Source organism: Streptomyces sp. NPDC053432, assembly GCF_055585365.1.
Map to the genome: position 1 here is coordinate 36,282 of NZ_JBVJKF010000032.1, position 12,998 is coordinate 49,279.

A 12,998-nucleotide genomic window follows, 5' to 3' on the forward strand; every position below is an offset into this window, starting at 1 on the left:
CCGCGGCGACCGGAAGCGGCCGGGCGGCCGAAGACCGGCTTGCGGCGTACCCTCCCCTGGTGCGGGTGGACTGGTACGTGGCAGGCTGGGTCCGCAGTTCCCAATCCAATCCCGGCCACAGCTGGACCCTGCCGGGGCCAATCCGACGAAGGTGGACCGGACGCATGGCCGAATGGACCTCGGCGGTCGGCGCCGCACAGCTCGCGCGCCTCATCACCTCGCAGCAGGAGCGGCCCGCCGTACCGGGCGCCCGCAGACTGCCCGCGTACCGCACCCTCGCCGACGGGATCCGCCTGCTCGTCCTGGAGGGCCGCGTTCCGGTCGCCGCCCGGCTGCCCGCCGAGCGGGAGCTGGCCGGCTCCCTCTCGCTCAGCCGCACCACCGTCGCCGCCGCGTACGAGGCCCTGCGCGGGGAGGGGTTCCTGGAGTCCCGCCGCGGCGCCGGCAGCTGGACCTCCGTCCCCGCCGGGAACCCGCTGCCCGCCCGCGGGCTGGAGCCGCTGCCGCCCGAGTCCCTCGGCTCCATGATCGACCTCGGCTGCGCTGCCCTCCCGGCCCCGGAGCCGTGGCTCACCAGGGCCGTGCAGGGCGCCCTGGAGGAACTCCCCCCGTACGCGCACACGCACGGGGACTACCCGGCGGGCCTGCCCGCGCTGCGCAGGATGCTCGCCGACCGCTACAGCGAGCAGGGCATCCCCACCATGCCCGAGCAGATCATGGTCACCACCGGCGCGATGGGCGCCATCGACGCCATCTGCAGCCTCTTCGCCGGGCGCGGCGAGCGGATCGCCGTCGAGTCCCCTTCCTACGCGAACATCCTCCAGCTGATGCGCGCCGCCGGGGCCCGCCTCGTGCCCGTGGCCATGGCCGAGGGGCTGTCCGGCTGGGACATGGACGTCTGGCGCCAGGTGCTGCGCGACTCGGCCCCCCGCCTCGCGTACGTCGTCGCCGACTTCCACAATCCGACCGGCGCCCTGGCCTCCGAGGAGCAGCGCCGGGCCATGGTGGAGGCGGCCCGGGCGGCCGGCACCGTCCTGGTCGCGGACGAGACGATGGTGGAGCTCAAGCTGGAGCGGGGCCTGGAGATGCCCCGCCCGGTCTGCTCCTTCGACCCGGCCGGCTCCACGGTGGTCACGGTGGGTTCGGCGAGCAAGGCCTTCTGGGCGGGCATGCGGATCGGCTGGGTCCGCGCGGCCCCCGACGTCATCCGCAGCCTGGTCGCCGCCCGCGCCTACGCCGACCTGGGCACTCCGGTGCTGGAACAGCTCGCGGTGAACTGGCTGATGCGGACCGGCGGCTGGCAGGAGGCCGTCGGCATCCGCCGCGAGCAGGCCCGCGAGAACCGTGACGCCCTGGTGGCGGCGGTCCGCCGGGAGCTGCCGGACTGGGAGTTCGAGATCCCGAGGGGCGGGCTGACCCTGTGGGCCCGCGCGGGCGGGCTGTCCGGCTCCCGGCTGGCCGAGGTGGGGGAGCGGGTCGGCGTACGGGTCCCCTCGGGCCCCCGGTTCGGTGTGGACGGGGCTTTCGAGGGCTACGTACGGCTGCCGTTCACGGTCGGCGGGCCGGTGGCCGAGGAGGCCGCCGGGCGGCTGGCCGCGGCGGCCCGCCTGGTCGGTACGGGCGCGGCCGGCGGCAGTGCGGAACCGCCGCGCACGTTCGTGGCGTAGCCCGGCCGGTGCCGCGGGGCGTCAGGGTGCCTCGGCCGCCACTTCCGGGAGCTCCGCGGTGTCGACGGCCGAGCCCTGCGCGGGCGGCTGTGCCGCCTGGACCGGCTTCGTCAGCGTGATCCGGGCCCGGTCGGGGCCCGGCTCCGGGCGGCGTTCGGGCAGGAGCGCCAGCACCGCCTGGCTGTACGCGGGGTGCGTGGCGTCGTCGTACGGGTCCGGGGTGGAGGGCACCTGGAGCCGGTGGACGGGGCCGGTGCCGAGCCGGGCGTACCCGCGGCCCGGCGGCACCTGTGCGGGCGGCGTGGTGTGCGGCGGCAGGCCCAGCACGTCGGCGATCTGCTGGATCGCGGCGGGACCGAGCACGATCCGGGCCCGGGTGTGCTGCCAGACGGCGTCGTTCAGCAGCTCCAGGTGGTCGAACTGCTCGGCCACCGCCACCGTGACGTGCGCGGCCCGGCCGTGCCGCAGCGGCACCTGGAGCCGGGCGAGCGGGTCGGGGAGCCCTTCGGCAGTGGCGAGGTGGGCCGGCACGCTGGGCTGGTCGAGCAGGATCCACAGGGGGCGCCGGGTGTCCTCGGGCGCGGGGCGGCCGGCCTCGCGGGCCCGGTGGGTGGCCACCAGCCGCCGCTCGGTCTCCTGGGCGGCCCACTCCAGGGTGGCCAGCGCCCCGGTGGGCCCGGACTCCACGGCGAGGACGCCGTCGCGGCCGGAGAGGCAGGCGTACTCGCCGCTGCCGCCGCCGTCGATGACCAGTACGTCGCCGCCGTGCCGCAGGGCCTGCAGGGCGACGGAGCGCAGCAGCGTGGTGGTGCCGCTGCCGGGCTGGCCGACGGCCAGCAGGTGGGGCTCGGTGGAGCGGGGGCCGGTCCGCCAGATCACCGGCGGTACGTCCCTCGGCTCGTCCCCCTCCAGGACGGGCAGGGTGCGCTGGACACTGCCGGGGTCGGTGAAGCCGAGCACGGTCTCCCCGGGGGAGGTGACGAAGGGCTGGGCGGCGATGCCCGTCGGCAGCGCCGCCAGCACACGCAGGTCGAGCTGGTTGCCCTCCTCGTCCCAGTCGAAGAGATACTCCCGTCCGCGCCCGGACTTGGCGTGCAGCAGTGCCTCGATCCGGGCCCGCGACGCGGCCTCGCCATCGGTGAAGTAGGCCGGGTAGCGGATGTGGAGCCGGGTGACGCGGCCCGCCTCGTCGAACTCGTAGCCGCTGAAGGCCTTGTCCCACTCCCCGCCGTGGGCGAAGAGCGGACTGGGGTCCTCCGGGATGGAGAAGTACGGCACGAGGGCTTCGTAGAGGGAGCCGAGCCGTTCGGTCTCGGCCTCGCTGGGCCCGGTCTTCACCGGATTGCGGTCGCGTCCCTGCCAGGCCGCGGCCGCCATGAGTGTGACCAGGGCGAGGAGCGGGCCGTAGGGGACGAGCGCGACCACGAGGACGCAGGCGGCTCCCAGGAACAGCGCGGGACCACGCTTGTCCTTGGGGGTCTCGGACCATTTGCGCCGCCCGGCCGAGGCCAGGACGCGCAGGCCGCGTCCGATGGTGAGGAGCGGATGGAGGACGTCCGTGGCGCTGTCCGCGGCCGTGCGAGCGAAGTCGCGGCCCCGGGCCAGCGACGCGGTGCCGCCCTTGAGGATGCGGGGAAGTGGGCGCCGGGCCACGGGCGTCTCCTGGAGTTGTGATGTGACGTGTGTTTCGGGTGCTGCTGGTGTCGCGGTGCGGTGGCCGGGCTAGAGCTTGATCCCGCCGAGCAGGCTCGCGAGGCTCGCCGTGGACGCCGTGATGCTCGGAGCGATGGCGGAACCGGCGAGGAAGAAGCCGAAGAGGGAGCAGACGAACGCGTGCGTCAGCTTCAGCCCGTCCTTCTTGAAGAACAGGAACGCGATGATGCCTAGCAGGACGACGCCCGAGATGGACAAGACCATGAGAGGTTCTCCTGGTGGGTGGGGACAGTCACCATCAGTTGTCCCAGGCTCACAGGAAGTATCAATGCGACAAAAGGTGCATACGGGTGAATCAACCGCTTTTTCACTTGACCGGCTCATCCCGGCTGGCGTGCCCGGGACGAAAGGGGCCGAGGGTGATCATTGCCTCGGCCCGAGCCGTACATGTGCAGGTCCGGGCGCTACCCTGACGATTCACCCGTACGGACGCAGTGCCGTGCGCACCCCTGCCCGCACGGCCCGGGGATGCTTCATGCCAGCAGCGAGTGGAAGGCGGTACGCACGATGAGCGAGCACACCGGAGGCACCTCCCCCGACGCCCCCGACGAGGACGTCATCGAACTGGCCACCAAGATCTTCGACCTCGCCCGCCAGGGCGAGACCGCGCAGCTCACCGCCTACCTCGAAGCGGGGGTCCCCGCGAACCTCACCAACGACCGCGGAGACACCCTCGTCATGCTCGCCGCCTACCACGGCCACGCCGGGACCGTCACGGCCCTGCTGGCCCGCGGAGCCGAGGCGGACCGGGCCAACGACCGCGGCCAGACCCCGCTCGCCGGCGCCGTCTTCAAGGGCGAGGAGCCGGTCATCCGCGCCCTGCTCGCCGGCGGGGCCGACCCGAACGCCGGAACCCCCTCCGCCGTGGACACGGCGCGCATGTTCGCCAAGGCCGACCTGCTGGAACTCTTCGGAGCCGAGTAGTCCGCTTTTTGCCGCCCGCCGGCCGGTGAAGACCTCACAGGTTGATCACGGCAGCCGTAAATGTGGTCGCGGCGCACAAACCGGCTGGGTCATCATGGCGTCGGATTCGATTCGCGAGCACGGGGGACGGGCAGGACGGCATGACGCGAAGGGTGTCCCGGCCGAGTCCGGCCGCCACGGTCACGAAGCACCTACGAGAGTGAGAAGGCAATGGTCTACATCGAGCGGAACAAGACGGCGAACGCCCTCACATGCTGTTACGCGGCTCTGTGAATCACGATTCCCGGTTGCGTCCCCAGCTTGATTTGAGGCCATTCCCATGTTCGAACCAGTCATAGCGCCGAGCGGTACCCTGCTCGGGCTCCTCCAGCGCGGCCGCGGCGACGGCACGCTGCACGCACTCGCGGCCCCCAGGGCCGAGGCCCTCGCGGCCCTCAACCAATGCGTGCTCCGCGATCCGCGACAGGACTGGCAGGTCGAGAACCGCTCCCTGTACTACGCCAGGCTCTACCTGGATCTCGACGGCCCCCTCGCCGAGATCGAGGGCCACCTCTTCAGCGCCGACGACCTCGTCGACGACGAGGACCACAGGACGGGCCTCGCCCTGTCCGTGCTCGGGCACCTGGCCTCGTACGGCCGTGACGACGCGCTCATGCTGCTGCGCCGCTACGCCGCCTCCGGGGCGAACTGGGCCTGGGCCCTCGACGAGCTCGCCCTGCGCGACGACGACGAAGGACTGCGCTCCCTCGGGGCGTCCGTCCTCGCCCGCTTCCCCGCCACGGCGGAGGGCGAGGCGCGGCTGGCCGCCGCCGTCCGCGACGCCTACGAGCCCCGGCCCTGGTGCCTGTGGGAGGAGTCGCCGCTGTACGGGGACCGCTTGCGCGCCGCGCGCCAGCAGGGCTCCTTCGACCGCTGGCAGCGCCAGATGACCCCCAGCGGCCCCCGGCCCGGCTGGGGTGTCCAGGCGGTCTTCGACTGGGCCGCCGACGGCCTGCGCCGCGGCACGCCGCTGCACGTGCCGGCAGCCCGCTGCCTGGCCGCCGTGGCCCAGCCCGAGGACCGGCCCGCCGTCTTCGCGGCCGCCGCCGGCCACCAGGGCGAGGCCGCCCGCGCCACCGCCCTGCACCACCTGGTCCTCGCCGAGCCGGAGAACCCGGCCGTACTGGACCTCATCGAAGCCGCCGCGGACGAGCCGGCCGTGGCCGCCTACGAGCGCATGTGCGGCCCCGCGGCCGTCGAACGGGCCCGGCGCTGGGTCCACCGCCCCGACGCCCTCGGAGCGGCTGCGGGGGCCGTCCTGGCCGCCCGTGGCGACGCCGAGGACGCCGGACTCGTCCTGGGCGCGCTGCGCTCCACCGTCCGGGGCTCGGGCCCCGACACCCAGCGGCTCTTCGCCCTGGTGGACGGCGCCGGCCGGCTGAGGATCGGCTGCGCGGCCCCCGTACTGCGCCACATCTACCGCGAGACGGCCTCCTCCCACCTGCGGGGCCGCGCCGCCCAGGCCCTGGCCAGCACGGACCCCACCTTCGCAGCGGGCTTCGCCGTCGAATGCCTGTGGGACTGCGAGGAGACCACCCGCGAGGTGGCCGCCCTCCACGCCGAGACGGCCGACGCCCGGGTCGCCCCCCGCCTGCGCCGCCTGGCGGCGGACCCGGCGGAGGAGGCGGAGGTACAGGACGCCGTCCGCAGCCGCATCACCCCCGAGTCCGCCGTGTAGCACCCGGGCCGAACCCTGCGGACACGCGTCCGCCCCGGCCCTGAGGGGCCGGGGCGGGGAGGCCGGGCTAGCGGGGCGAAGTACCCTCCGGCGGCGGGGGCAGGGGGGCTTCCAGCGAGAAATCGATCTGGCAGGGCGTGACCTTGGCGGTCTCCTGCACGCCGGCTCCGACCCGGTTCTCGGACGTCGCCGGCTTCGAGAACACGAGGGTGTACCCCGGCGGGACCGTCCTCGCGTTGATTTTCAACGTCCCCCTGTCCTTCGGGTCGAGCAACTCGGCCTCGCGGTCGGCCTGCGGACCGCGGTACCCGCCACCCACATGCGGGCACTGCGTCCGGGGCTTCTTTTCCGTGACCGCGACGGCGACCCCCTGCGCCTGAAGGCGGCGCACCACGTCGGGCAGTTCCTGCGCCGTGGGCACGGGGATCCGTATCGTGCCGGCGGGCTCCCCCGTTGGAGCGCCCGACTTCAGCAGCTCCTCCAGACCCTCGGAGTGGTCGACCGAGCAGGAGGGTGTCTTGGAGCTTTCGATCACGCCGAAGCCGATTCCCCGCTCGCCCAGCGGGTAGTACTCCGCCCAGGTGAACGTGAGCGAATAGCCCGGCGGCACCGTTTTCGCGTTGACCTTCATGGTGAAGCCGTCATCGCTGCGCTGCATGATCTCCGCCTCGGGGTCGGCCTGCGGTCCGCGGTAACCCCCACCGAGGTCGGAGCACTGCGACCGGGGCCGCTTCGGCACCAGCACCGCCGGGACCCCCAGCTTCTTCAGTGCCTCGACGAGCGCCGGGACCTGGCCGTTCTCCGGCAGCCTGAACCGCAGCGAGCCGTCCGGGTCCTTCCTGATCTCCGGCGCCCCGGTGGCCGACGGGCTCGGCGAACCCGTGGGACCGCCGGCCGGCAGGCCGCCGTTGCGGGTGCTGCCCGGCAGGGTCATGACCGCGATGACCGCCGCCGTCGCGGCGCCCACCGCCAGCGGGATGCCGTACCGGCGGGCGTGGACGCGGGCACGGCTGGGGGCGGGGGTCTGCACGACCTCCGGCAGCCGGGCCAGCAGCGCCGCCTTCAGGCGCTCCTCGAACGCGTGGGGCCTGCTCATCGGACCGCCTCCAGCTCGGGCTCGTTCACGGGAGCCGGCGCGCGCAGTGCCCGGCGCGCCCGGTGCAGGCGGACGCGGACCGTCGCCTGGGTGACGCCGAGCGCCTGGGCGGCCTCGGCCGGGGTGAGCTCGTCGAGCACCACCAGGTCGAGCGCGGCGCGCAGCGGCTCGGAGAGGGCCGCGTGACGCTCGGCCAGGGCCCTGAACGCCCGCTGGGCGTCGATCCGCGCCTCCAGCGCGGCCACGTCCTCGTCGTCGAGCAGCCGCCGCCCGCTGAGCCGGGCCAGCGCCCCGCTCTCGCGCTCCCGCCCACGGGCGTGGCCCGCCAGGACGTTGCGCGCGATCCCGAACAGCCAGGCCACCGGCACCCCCCGGTGCTGCCGGTAGCCGCGGGCCGAGCCCATCGCGGCAAGGAAGATGTCCGCGGTCAGGTCGGCCGCCAGGTGGGCGTCGGAGACCCGGCGGGTGACGAAGCCGAGGACGGCGTCGACGTGTTCCTCGTAGAACGCCCCGAACCCCTCGGGCGTGGTGAGATCCGGCGGTCCGGTCTCGTGTCGTGGGCTGCGCACCCGGTTTCCTCCCCAGAGCCGGGGACCCGGACGGCCCCCTCACCCAGTACTTGGCCGAAGCCCCCGCAAACGTTTCACCGGGACCGGACGAACCTGACGGGCGATCCCGGCCGGGCCTGCGCCGCCGCGTCCAGGGCGCGGCCCGGCGGGACCACCCCCACCACCGGGTAGCCGCCCGTCACCGGGTGGTCGGCCAGGAACACCACCGGCAGGCCGTCCGGCGGGACCTGCACCGCACCGAGCACCATCCCCTCGCTAGCCTGCTCCCCGGCCCGCGCCCGGACCAGGGGGGAGCCGGCCTCCGTGCGCAGCCCGATGCGGTTGGACATCGCCGACACGCGGAACACCGCCCGCCACAGCCCCGCGACCGAGGCCTCGGTGAACCAGTCGGCCCGCGGGCCGAGCCGCAGCGGCAGCAGCAGCTCCGAAGGGGCCCCCGGCAGCCCGCAGGCGTCCGCGCCGGCCGCCGGCAACGGGCCCGTCGCGCCCACCGGCAGTACGGCCCCCGCCGACAGGACGGGCGGGCCCAGACCCGACAGCAGGTCCGTCGAACGGCTGCCGAGGACCGGTGCGACGGCCAGCCCGCCCCGCACCGCCACGTAACTGCGCAGCCCGGATTCGGCCCGGCCCACCTCCAGCTCCGCCCCCGGCTCCAGCCGCACCGGCGCCCCCCAGGCGACCGGGCGTCCGGAGACCCGTACGGAACAGGGCGCCCCCGTGACCGCCACCGTCACCGGGGAGAGCGCCCGCAGGACGACCCCGTCCAGGGTGGTCTCCAGCGCGGCCGCGTCCGGGGCGTTGCCCAACAGCCGGTTGGCCAGTGCGTGCGCGGCCGTGTCCAGCGCGCCGGACCGGGGGACGCCCAGGTGGGCGTGGCCCGGGCGGCCCCGGTCCTGGACCGTGGTCAGCGCCCCCGGGCGGACCACCAGCAGCCCGCTCATGCGTCCGCCTCCGTGAACCGCACCCGCACCCCCGGCGTGAACAGGGCCGCCGGCTCCCGCTCCGGATCCCACAGCACCGCCTCCGTGGAGCCGATCAGCTGCCAGCCGCCGGGGGAGGAGCGCGGGTACACCCCCGCGTACTCCCCGGCCAGCGCCAGCGAGCCCGCGGGCACCGACGGCCGGGGCGTGGCGCGCCGGGGCAGGCGGAATCGTTCCGGCAGGCCCGTCAGATAGCCGAAGCCCGGGGCGAACCCGCAGAAGGCCACCCGGAACTCGGTGGCGCCGACGATGCCCGGCACCTCCCCGGGCGCCACCCCCCACAGCCCGGCCAGCTCCGCCAGGTCGGGCCCGTCGTACCGCACCGCCACGGTGACCAGCGGGCCCTGCGAGGGCGCGAGCGGTGGCACCTCCCACCGCTCGATCCGGGCGCCGAGCGCGGCCGGGTCCCGTACGCCGTCCAGCAGTACGGTCCGCGCGGCGGGCACCACGTCCCGTACGGGCCCCAGCTCGCCCGCCTCCCTGCGGCGCAGCAGCTCGGCGTGGAGCGCGGCGACCTCCGCCGCCGAGTCCAGCTCGATCAGCAGTGCCCCGCCGCCCACCACCAGGCTCCTCACGCGAAGGCCTCCACCCGCACCCCGGCCGCGCCCAGCGCCTCGCGGACCCGGCGGGCCAGGCCCGCGGCCCCCGGGGTGTCCCCGTGCAGGCACAGCGAGCGCGCCGCCACGGCCAGCGGGGAGCCGTCGGCCGCCCGTACCCTCCCCTCGGCCGCCATCCCCACGGCCCGCTCCACGACCGCGTCCGGGTCGTGCAGCACCGCTCCCGGCTCACCGCGCGGCACCAGCGTCCCCGCGGGCGTGTAGGCGCGGTCGGCGAAGGCCTCGGCCACGGGCGCCAGCCCGGCCTCCTCGGCGGCGGCGAGCAGCAGCGACCCGGGCAGCCCCAGCACCGGCAGGCCCCCGGTGGCGCCGGCTCCGGCCGCCATCCGGACCCCGGCGACGACGGCGGCCGCCTGGTCGGCGTCGTACACGGTGCGGTTGTAGAGCGCACCGTGCGGTTTCACGTACGACACCCTGGAGCCGGCCGCCCGCGCGAACACCTCCAGCGCCCCGATCTGGTAGGCCACCTTGTCGGCGAGCTCGCCGGGCGGCACGTCCATGGAGCGCCTGCCGAAGCCCGCCAGGTCGCGGTAGGAGACCTGGGCGCCGATCCGTACGCCCCGGGCCGCGGCCAGCTCGCAGACCCGGCGCATGATGGACGGGTCCCCGGCGTGGAAGCCGCAGGCGACGTTGGCGCTCGTCACGACGGACACCAGGGCCTCGTCGTCGGTGAGCGTCCAGCGCCCGAAACCCTCGCCGAGATCGGCGTTGAGGTCGATCACGGCAGTGGGTGCGATCATGGAAGCCATGCGCCGAGGGTAGAACAGGCGGCGCGGCGGGCGACCCCGGGCGATCCGAACGACCGGAACGACCGGAACGATCAGAACGATCCGGCCGAACCCCCGCGTTTGGGATGTTGTCAGGGTCAGCGCCTAGTCTTTGTCCGTGACTTTTCCCGCCCTGGCGAAGACCCTTCCGTCCCCGGCGCCGGGCCCGGCCGCCGACGAGGGCCTGGCCCGGCGGCTGCGCGCCCTCGCCTGCACCGCCCCGCTCCACGACCTCGACGTGCGCAAGGCCAATCTGGCCGGCGAGTACGGGGTCTACGCCATGGCCGAGGTGGCGCTCTCCGCGATCGACCTGGTCACGCTGAACATGGACTTCGACACGGGCGCCGACCACGAGCAGATAGTGGCCCGCCTGCTGCCGCGCGTCGCCGCCCAGGCCCCGGCGCGCCCGGCGGCCGAGCACGAGCGGGTGGCCCGCTGGGTGCTGGAGAACCTGATCAACGTCGGCAGCGTCGACCGCGGTTTCCGCGCGATCTACGGCACCTTCGGCGCGGACGGCGTCTACGTGCGCCGCGACTACGACTTCAAACTGATCGAAGAGGTCCCCGGCCACGGCGGCGCCGTCTACCTGCGCACGACGGACGAGGCGGTCAACGTGCTCGTCGGCGCCCTCGACACCGATGTCACCAGCGCGCAGATCGCCGCCGAGGTGAAGCTGGAGGTGCTGATCAGCCGCGGCCGGCTGGCCGACGCCCAACTCGCCGCCGAGCAGGCCCGCTACCGGACCGTGCAGTACGCGGAGACGCTGCGCCGCACGCTGGACGCGACCCGGCGCAACGTGCGGGCCGTGGACTGGCTCCAGTCCGTGCCCGACATGATCGAAGAGGCCCTCGACCACGTCGCCGACCGCTACCGGCACGAGAACGCGATCCTCACTAACATCCGCAAGGCCCGCGACGAGGCGGAGGAGCCCGACAACAAGCGGCGCGCCGCCGAGCTCGTCGACATCGTCAAGGACTGCATCCGCCGCCACACACAGCTCCAGTCCCGGCTGCTCGACGCCGGCCCGCTCTTCCGCGCCGAGCAGGACCGCCAGGCCTTCGCCGCGCCCGCGCCGCGCTCAGGCATCGACCTGTACGGGCAGCTCGTCGCCCCGATCCTGCCGCTGCCGGTGGCCGGGGCCCGCCGGGTCACCGACGCCTTCTTCGCCTCGGGGGCCGGCCTGCGCACCCCCGTCTCGGTGCGGGTCGCCGACCTCGTCGACATCCTGCTGACCCCGCCCGTCGAGCGGGAGCACCTCGGCGTGGAGATGCCCGAACCCGACCTGATCGCCACCCCGGACGACAGCCGCTTCAGCGAGGAGCAGCTCGCCGCCGCGACGCGGCTCCTGGACCTCCCGCACGACGCGCCGCGCCGGCTGTCCGGCCTGCTGGCGGAGGCCCGCCGCAGCGACCCGGACCTGCCGTACCTGGTGGCCCTGCTGGCCGTCCACGCGGCCAGCCCCGCCGTCGGCACGGCGTACCGCCAGGGCGAGGAGCGGCTGCTCTTCGCCGTCGACGACGGCACCCAGCTCGACGACCCGGAATTCGGCGGTGCCGACCTCATCGTGGGCACGGCCCTCCTGGACGCCGCCGGCATGGCCGCCGACCGCACGGAGGCGGCGTGACGCCCACCTCCCGGAGGGCGGCGCGGGATCCCGGCCCGGTCGGGTACGGCGTGACCGCCGGCCCTGCGGGGCCACACCTCCCGAAGCCGCGGGGGACCGGTGCGGCGCCGGTCGCCGCAGGGCCGGTGGCTGCACGGCGGGTCGCTGTACGGCCGGTGGCTGCACGGCCGGTCGCCGCACGGCCGGTCGTGGTGCGGGCCGGCGGGGCGCCCGCCCGCCGCGGCGCCCCGCCCCGGCAGAGCCGTACCGCACCGTCCTCCGGATCCGTGCCCGTACCCCGGTCCGTCGCCGCGGGCGCGACCCGTACGGCCGGCCCCCGCACCGCCGACAGCACCCGCTCCGCCATCACCACCTGCACCGCCGAGGAGACGTACCAGTGAGCGACCACCACGCCGAACACACCGCGTGGAGCGAGCCCGACGCGCCGTCGGCTCCCGTCGCGCCCACGCCCGCCCCCACCGGGACGGTGACCCCGGCCGACGCCGCCGACGCGGCGCGCCTCGTCGCCTTCGGGCTGCAGCCCAAGCTGCTGCCCGCCCGCGACGCCGAGTACGCCGAACTGCTGCGCCGCTACCGCGAGGACACCGCCTTCGGCCGCCTCGCCGACGCCGTCGCCACCGGCCTCGGCCTCGTCGTCCTGGAGGTGTCCACCCGCGCCGGCATGGCGGTCGCCGCCGGCGAGGACTCCGTCTTCGCCGTCCGCATGGGCGACTACGCCCGCCGCACCGCCGCCGACTCCGCCGACCGCTTCCTGCACGGCCTCGCCCACCTCGCCGTCGCCGCCCTCGCCTTCCCGCGCCCCGAGGACCTCGCCGACGACGCCTACATCGGCCGCATCACCGTCAACGGCGTCGACTCCTTCGTCCGGCAGACCTGCCGCCGCCTCGAAGAGCGCGCCGAGGAACTCGGCGAGAACACCGACCCGGCCTCCGACGCCCCCGGCCTGGAGGCCGCCTGGCGCGTCTACGCCCGCCGCAGCGCGACCGGCGCAACCAAGGACGCCCGCCGCCTCGCCGGCTCCACCACCGGCATCGTCGGCAAGGCCGCCGCCTTCCTCACCGACTCCGGCTTCCTCCAGCGCACCGGCGACGAGGCGGGCGGCACCTACCGCACCACCCCCCGCTACCAGCTCCAGGTCCGCGACATGGCGGGCAGCGCGGCCATGGCCGAGCTCCTGGAACTCGGCCTGGTCCCCGTCAGCGACGGCTCCGCCACCCTCCTGCCGCCGCCCGAGGGCGACGACCTGGACCTGGCGGCCGACGCCGGCCTGCCGTTCCACGCCTGAGCCACCCGCCCCGTACGTACGTACTGAGACCCACCGAGA

13 protein-coding genes are annotated in these 12,998 nt (G+C 75.1%); 6 read left to right on the forward strand and 7 right to left on the reverse strand.

Going from position 1 to position 12,998, the window contains the following annotated elements; translation table 11 throughout:
• The first annotated feature begins 164 nt into the window (after nt 1-164).
• Complete coding sequence (locus tag ACZ6Y1_RS34660) at nt 165-1,667, forward strand: SCO1417 family PLP biosynthesis transcription factor (RefSeq protein WP_469639550.1); 1,503 nt, start codon at nt 165-167, stop codon at nt 1,665-1,667.
• 21 nt (nt 1,668-1,688) lie between these two features.
• On the opposite strand, the gene ACZ6Y1_RS34665 is transcribed toward ACZ6Y1_RS34660, so the two are convergent.
• Nucleotides 1,689-3,320, reverse strand: coding sequence for a P-loop NTPase family protein (locus ACZ6Y1_RS34665; protein ID WP_469639553.1), 1,632 nt, complete (start codon nt 3,318-3,320; stop codon nt 1,689-1,691).
• A gap of 69 nt (nt 3,321-3,389) precedes the next feature.
• Nucleotides 3,390-3,584 carry a hypothetical protein gene (locus ACZ6Y1_RS34670; RefSeq protein WP_469639556.1) on the reverse strand — a complete coding sequence of 65 codons (195 nt, stop codon included), beginning with the start codon at nt 3,582-3,584 and terminating at the stop codon, nt 3,390-3,392.
• A 303-nt stretch (nt 3,585-3,887) separates the two neighbouring features.
• On the opposite strand from ACZ6Y1_RS34670, the gene ACZ6Y1_RS34675 reads away from it, so the two are divergent.
• Together ACZ6Y1_RS34675 and ACZ6Y1_RS34680 are read left to right on the forward strand one after the other, a co-directional pair.
• Nucleotides 3,888-4,304 (forward strand): ankyrin repeat domain-containing protein, encoded by a 417-nt coding sequence (locus tag ACZ6Y1_RS34675; protein WP_469639559.1) that lies wholly within the window; start codon nt 3,888-3,890, stop codon nt 4,302-4,304.
• A 319-nt stretch (nt 4,305-4,623) separates the two neighbouring features.
• Nucleotides 4,624-6,021: a HEAT repeat domain-containing protein gene (locus tag ACZ6Y1_RS34680; RefSeq protein ID WP_469639563.1), complete on the forward strand. Its 1,398-nt coding sequence runs from the start codon at nt 4,624-4,626 to the stop codon at nt 6,019-6,021.
• Nucleotides 6,022-6,088: 67 nt separating this feature from the next.
• On the opposite strand, the gene ACZ6Y1_RS34685 is transcribed toward ACZ6Y1_RS34680, so the two are convergent.
• The 5 genes from ACZ6Y1_RS34685 to ACZ6Y1_RS34705 form a co-directional block, all read right to left on the reverse strand.
• The gene (locus tag ACZ6Y1_RS34685; protein WP_469639566.1) at nt 6,089-7,117 is read right to left on the reverse strand and encodes a hypothetical protein; all 1,029 of its coding nucleotides are present in this window, start codon (nt 7,115-7,117) and stop codon (nt 6,089-6,091) included.
• The gene (locus ACZ6Y1_RS34690) at nt 7,114-7,686 is read right to left on the reverse strand and encodes an RNA polymerase sigma factor (RefSeq protein WP_469639569.1); all 573 of its coding nucleotides are present in this window, start codon (nt 7,684-7,686) and stop codon (nt 7,114-7,116) included. The genes ACZ6Y1_RS34685 and ACZ6Y1_RS34690 overlap by 4 nt, the downstream gene beginning before the upstream one ends.
• A 74-nt stretch (nt 7,687-7,760) precedes the next feature.
• Entirely contained in the window at nt 7,761-8,627 is an 867-nt protein-coding gene (locus ACZ6Y1_RS34695; RefSeq protein ID WP_469639572.1) for a 5-oxoprolinase subunit C family protein, read from the reverse strand.
• Nucleotides 8,624-9,241, reverse strand: a complete 618-nt coding sequence (locus tag ACZ6Y1_RS34700; protein ID WP_469639575.1) for a 5-oxoprolinase subunit B family protein — start codon at nt 9,239-9,241, stop codon at nt 8,624-8,626. Before ACZ6Y1_RS34700 ends, ACZ6Y1_RS34695 begins: the two co-directional genes overlap by 4 nt.
• Complete coding sequence (locus tag ACZ6Y1_RS34705; protein ID WP_469639578.1) at nt 9,238-10,032, reverse strand: LamB/YcsF family protein; 795 nt, start codon at nt 10,030-10,032, stop codon at nt 9,238-9,240. The genes ACZ6Y1_RS34700 and ACZ6Y1_RS34705 overlap by 4 nt, the downstream gene beginning before the upstream one ends.
• Nucleotides 10,033-10,168: 136 nt before the next feature.
• Between ACZ6Y1_RS34705 and ACZ6Y1_RS34710 the strand changes: the two genes are divergently transcribed.
• From ACZ6Y1_RS34710 to ACZ6Y1_RS34720, 3 genes are all read left to right on the forward strand, one after another.
• Complete coding sequence (locus ACZ6Y1_RS34710; RefSeq protein ID WP_469639580.1) at nt 10,169-11,674, forward strand: hypothetical protein; 1,506 nt, start codon at nt 10,169-10,171, stop codon at nt 11,672-11,674.
• Nucleotides 11,675-11,829: 155 nt separating this feature from the next.
• The gene (locus ACZ6Y1_RS34715) at nt 11,830-12,054 is read left to right on the forward strand and encodes a hypothetical protein (RefSeq protein WP_469639582.1); all 225 of its coding nucleotides are present in this window, start codon (nt 11,830-11,832) and stop codon (nt 12,052-12,054) included.
• Nucleotides 12,051-12,959 (forward strand): hypothetical protein, encoded by a 909-nt coding sequence (locus tag ACZ6Y1_RS34720; protein ID WP_469639583.1) that lies wholly within the window; start codon nt 12,051-12,053, stop codon nt 12,957-12,959. Before ACZ6Y1_RS34715 ends, ACZ6Y1_RS34720 begins: the two co-directional genes overlap by 4 nt.
• The last annotated feature ends 39 nt before the right edge of the window (nt 12,960-12,998 follow it).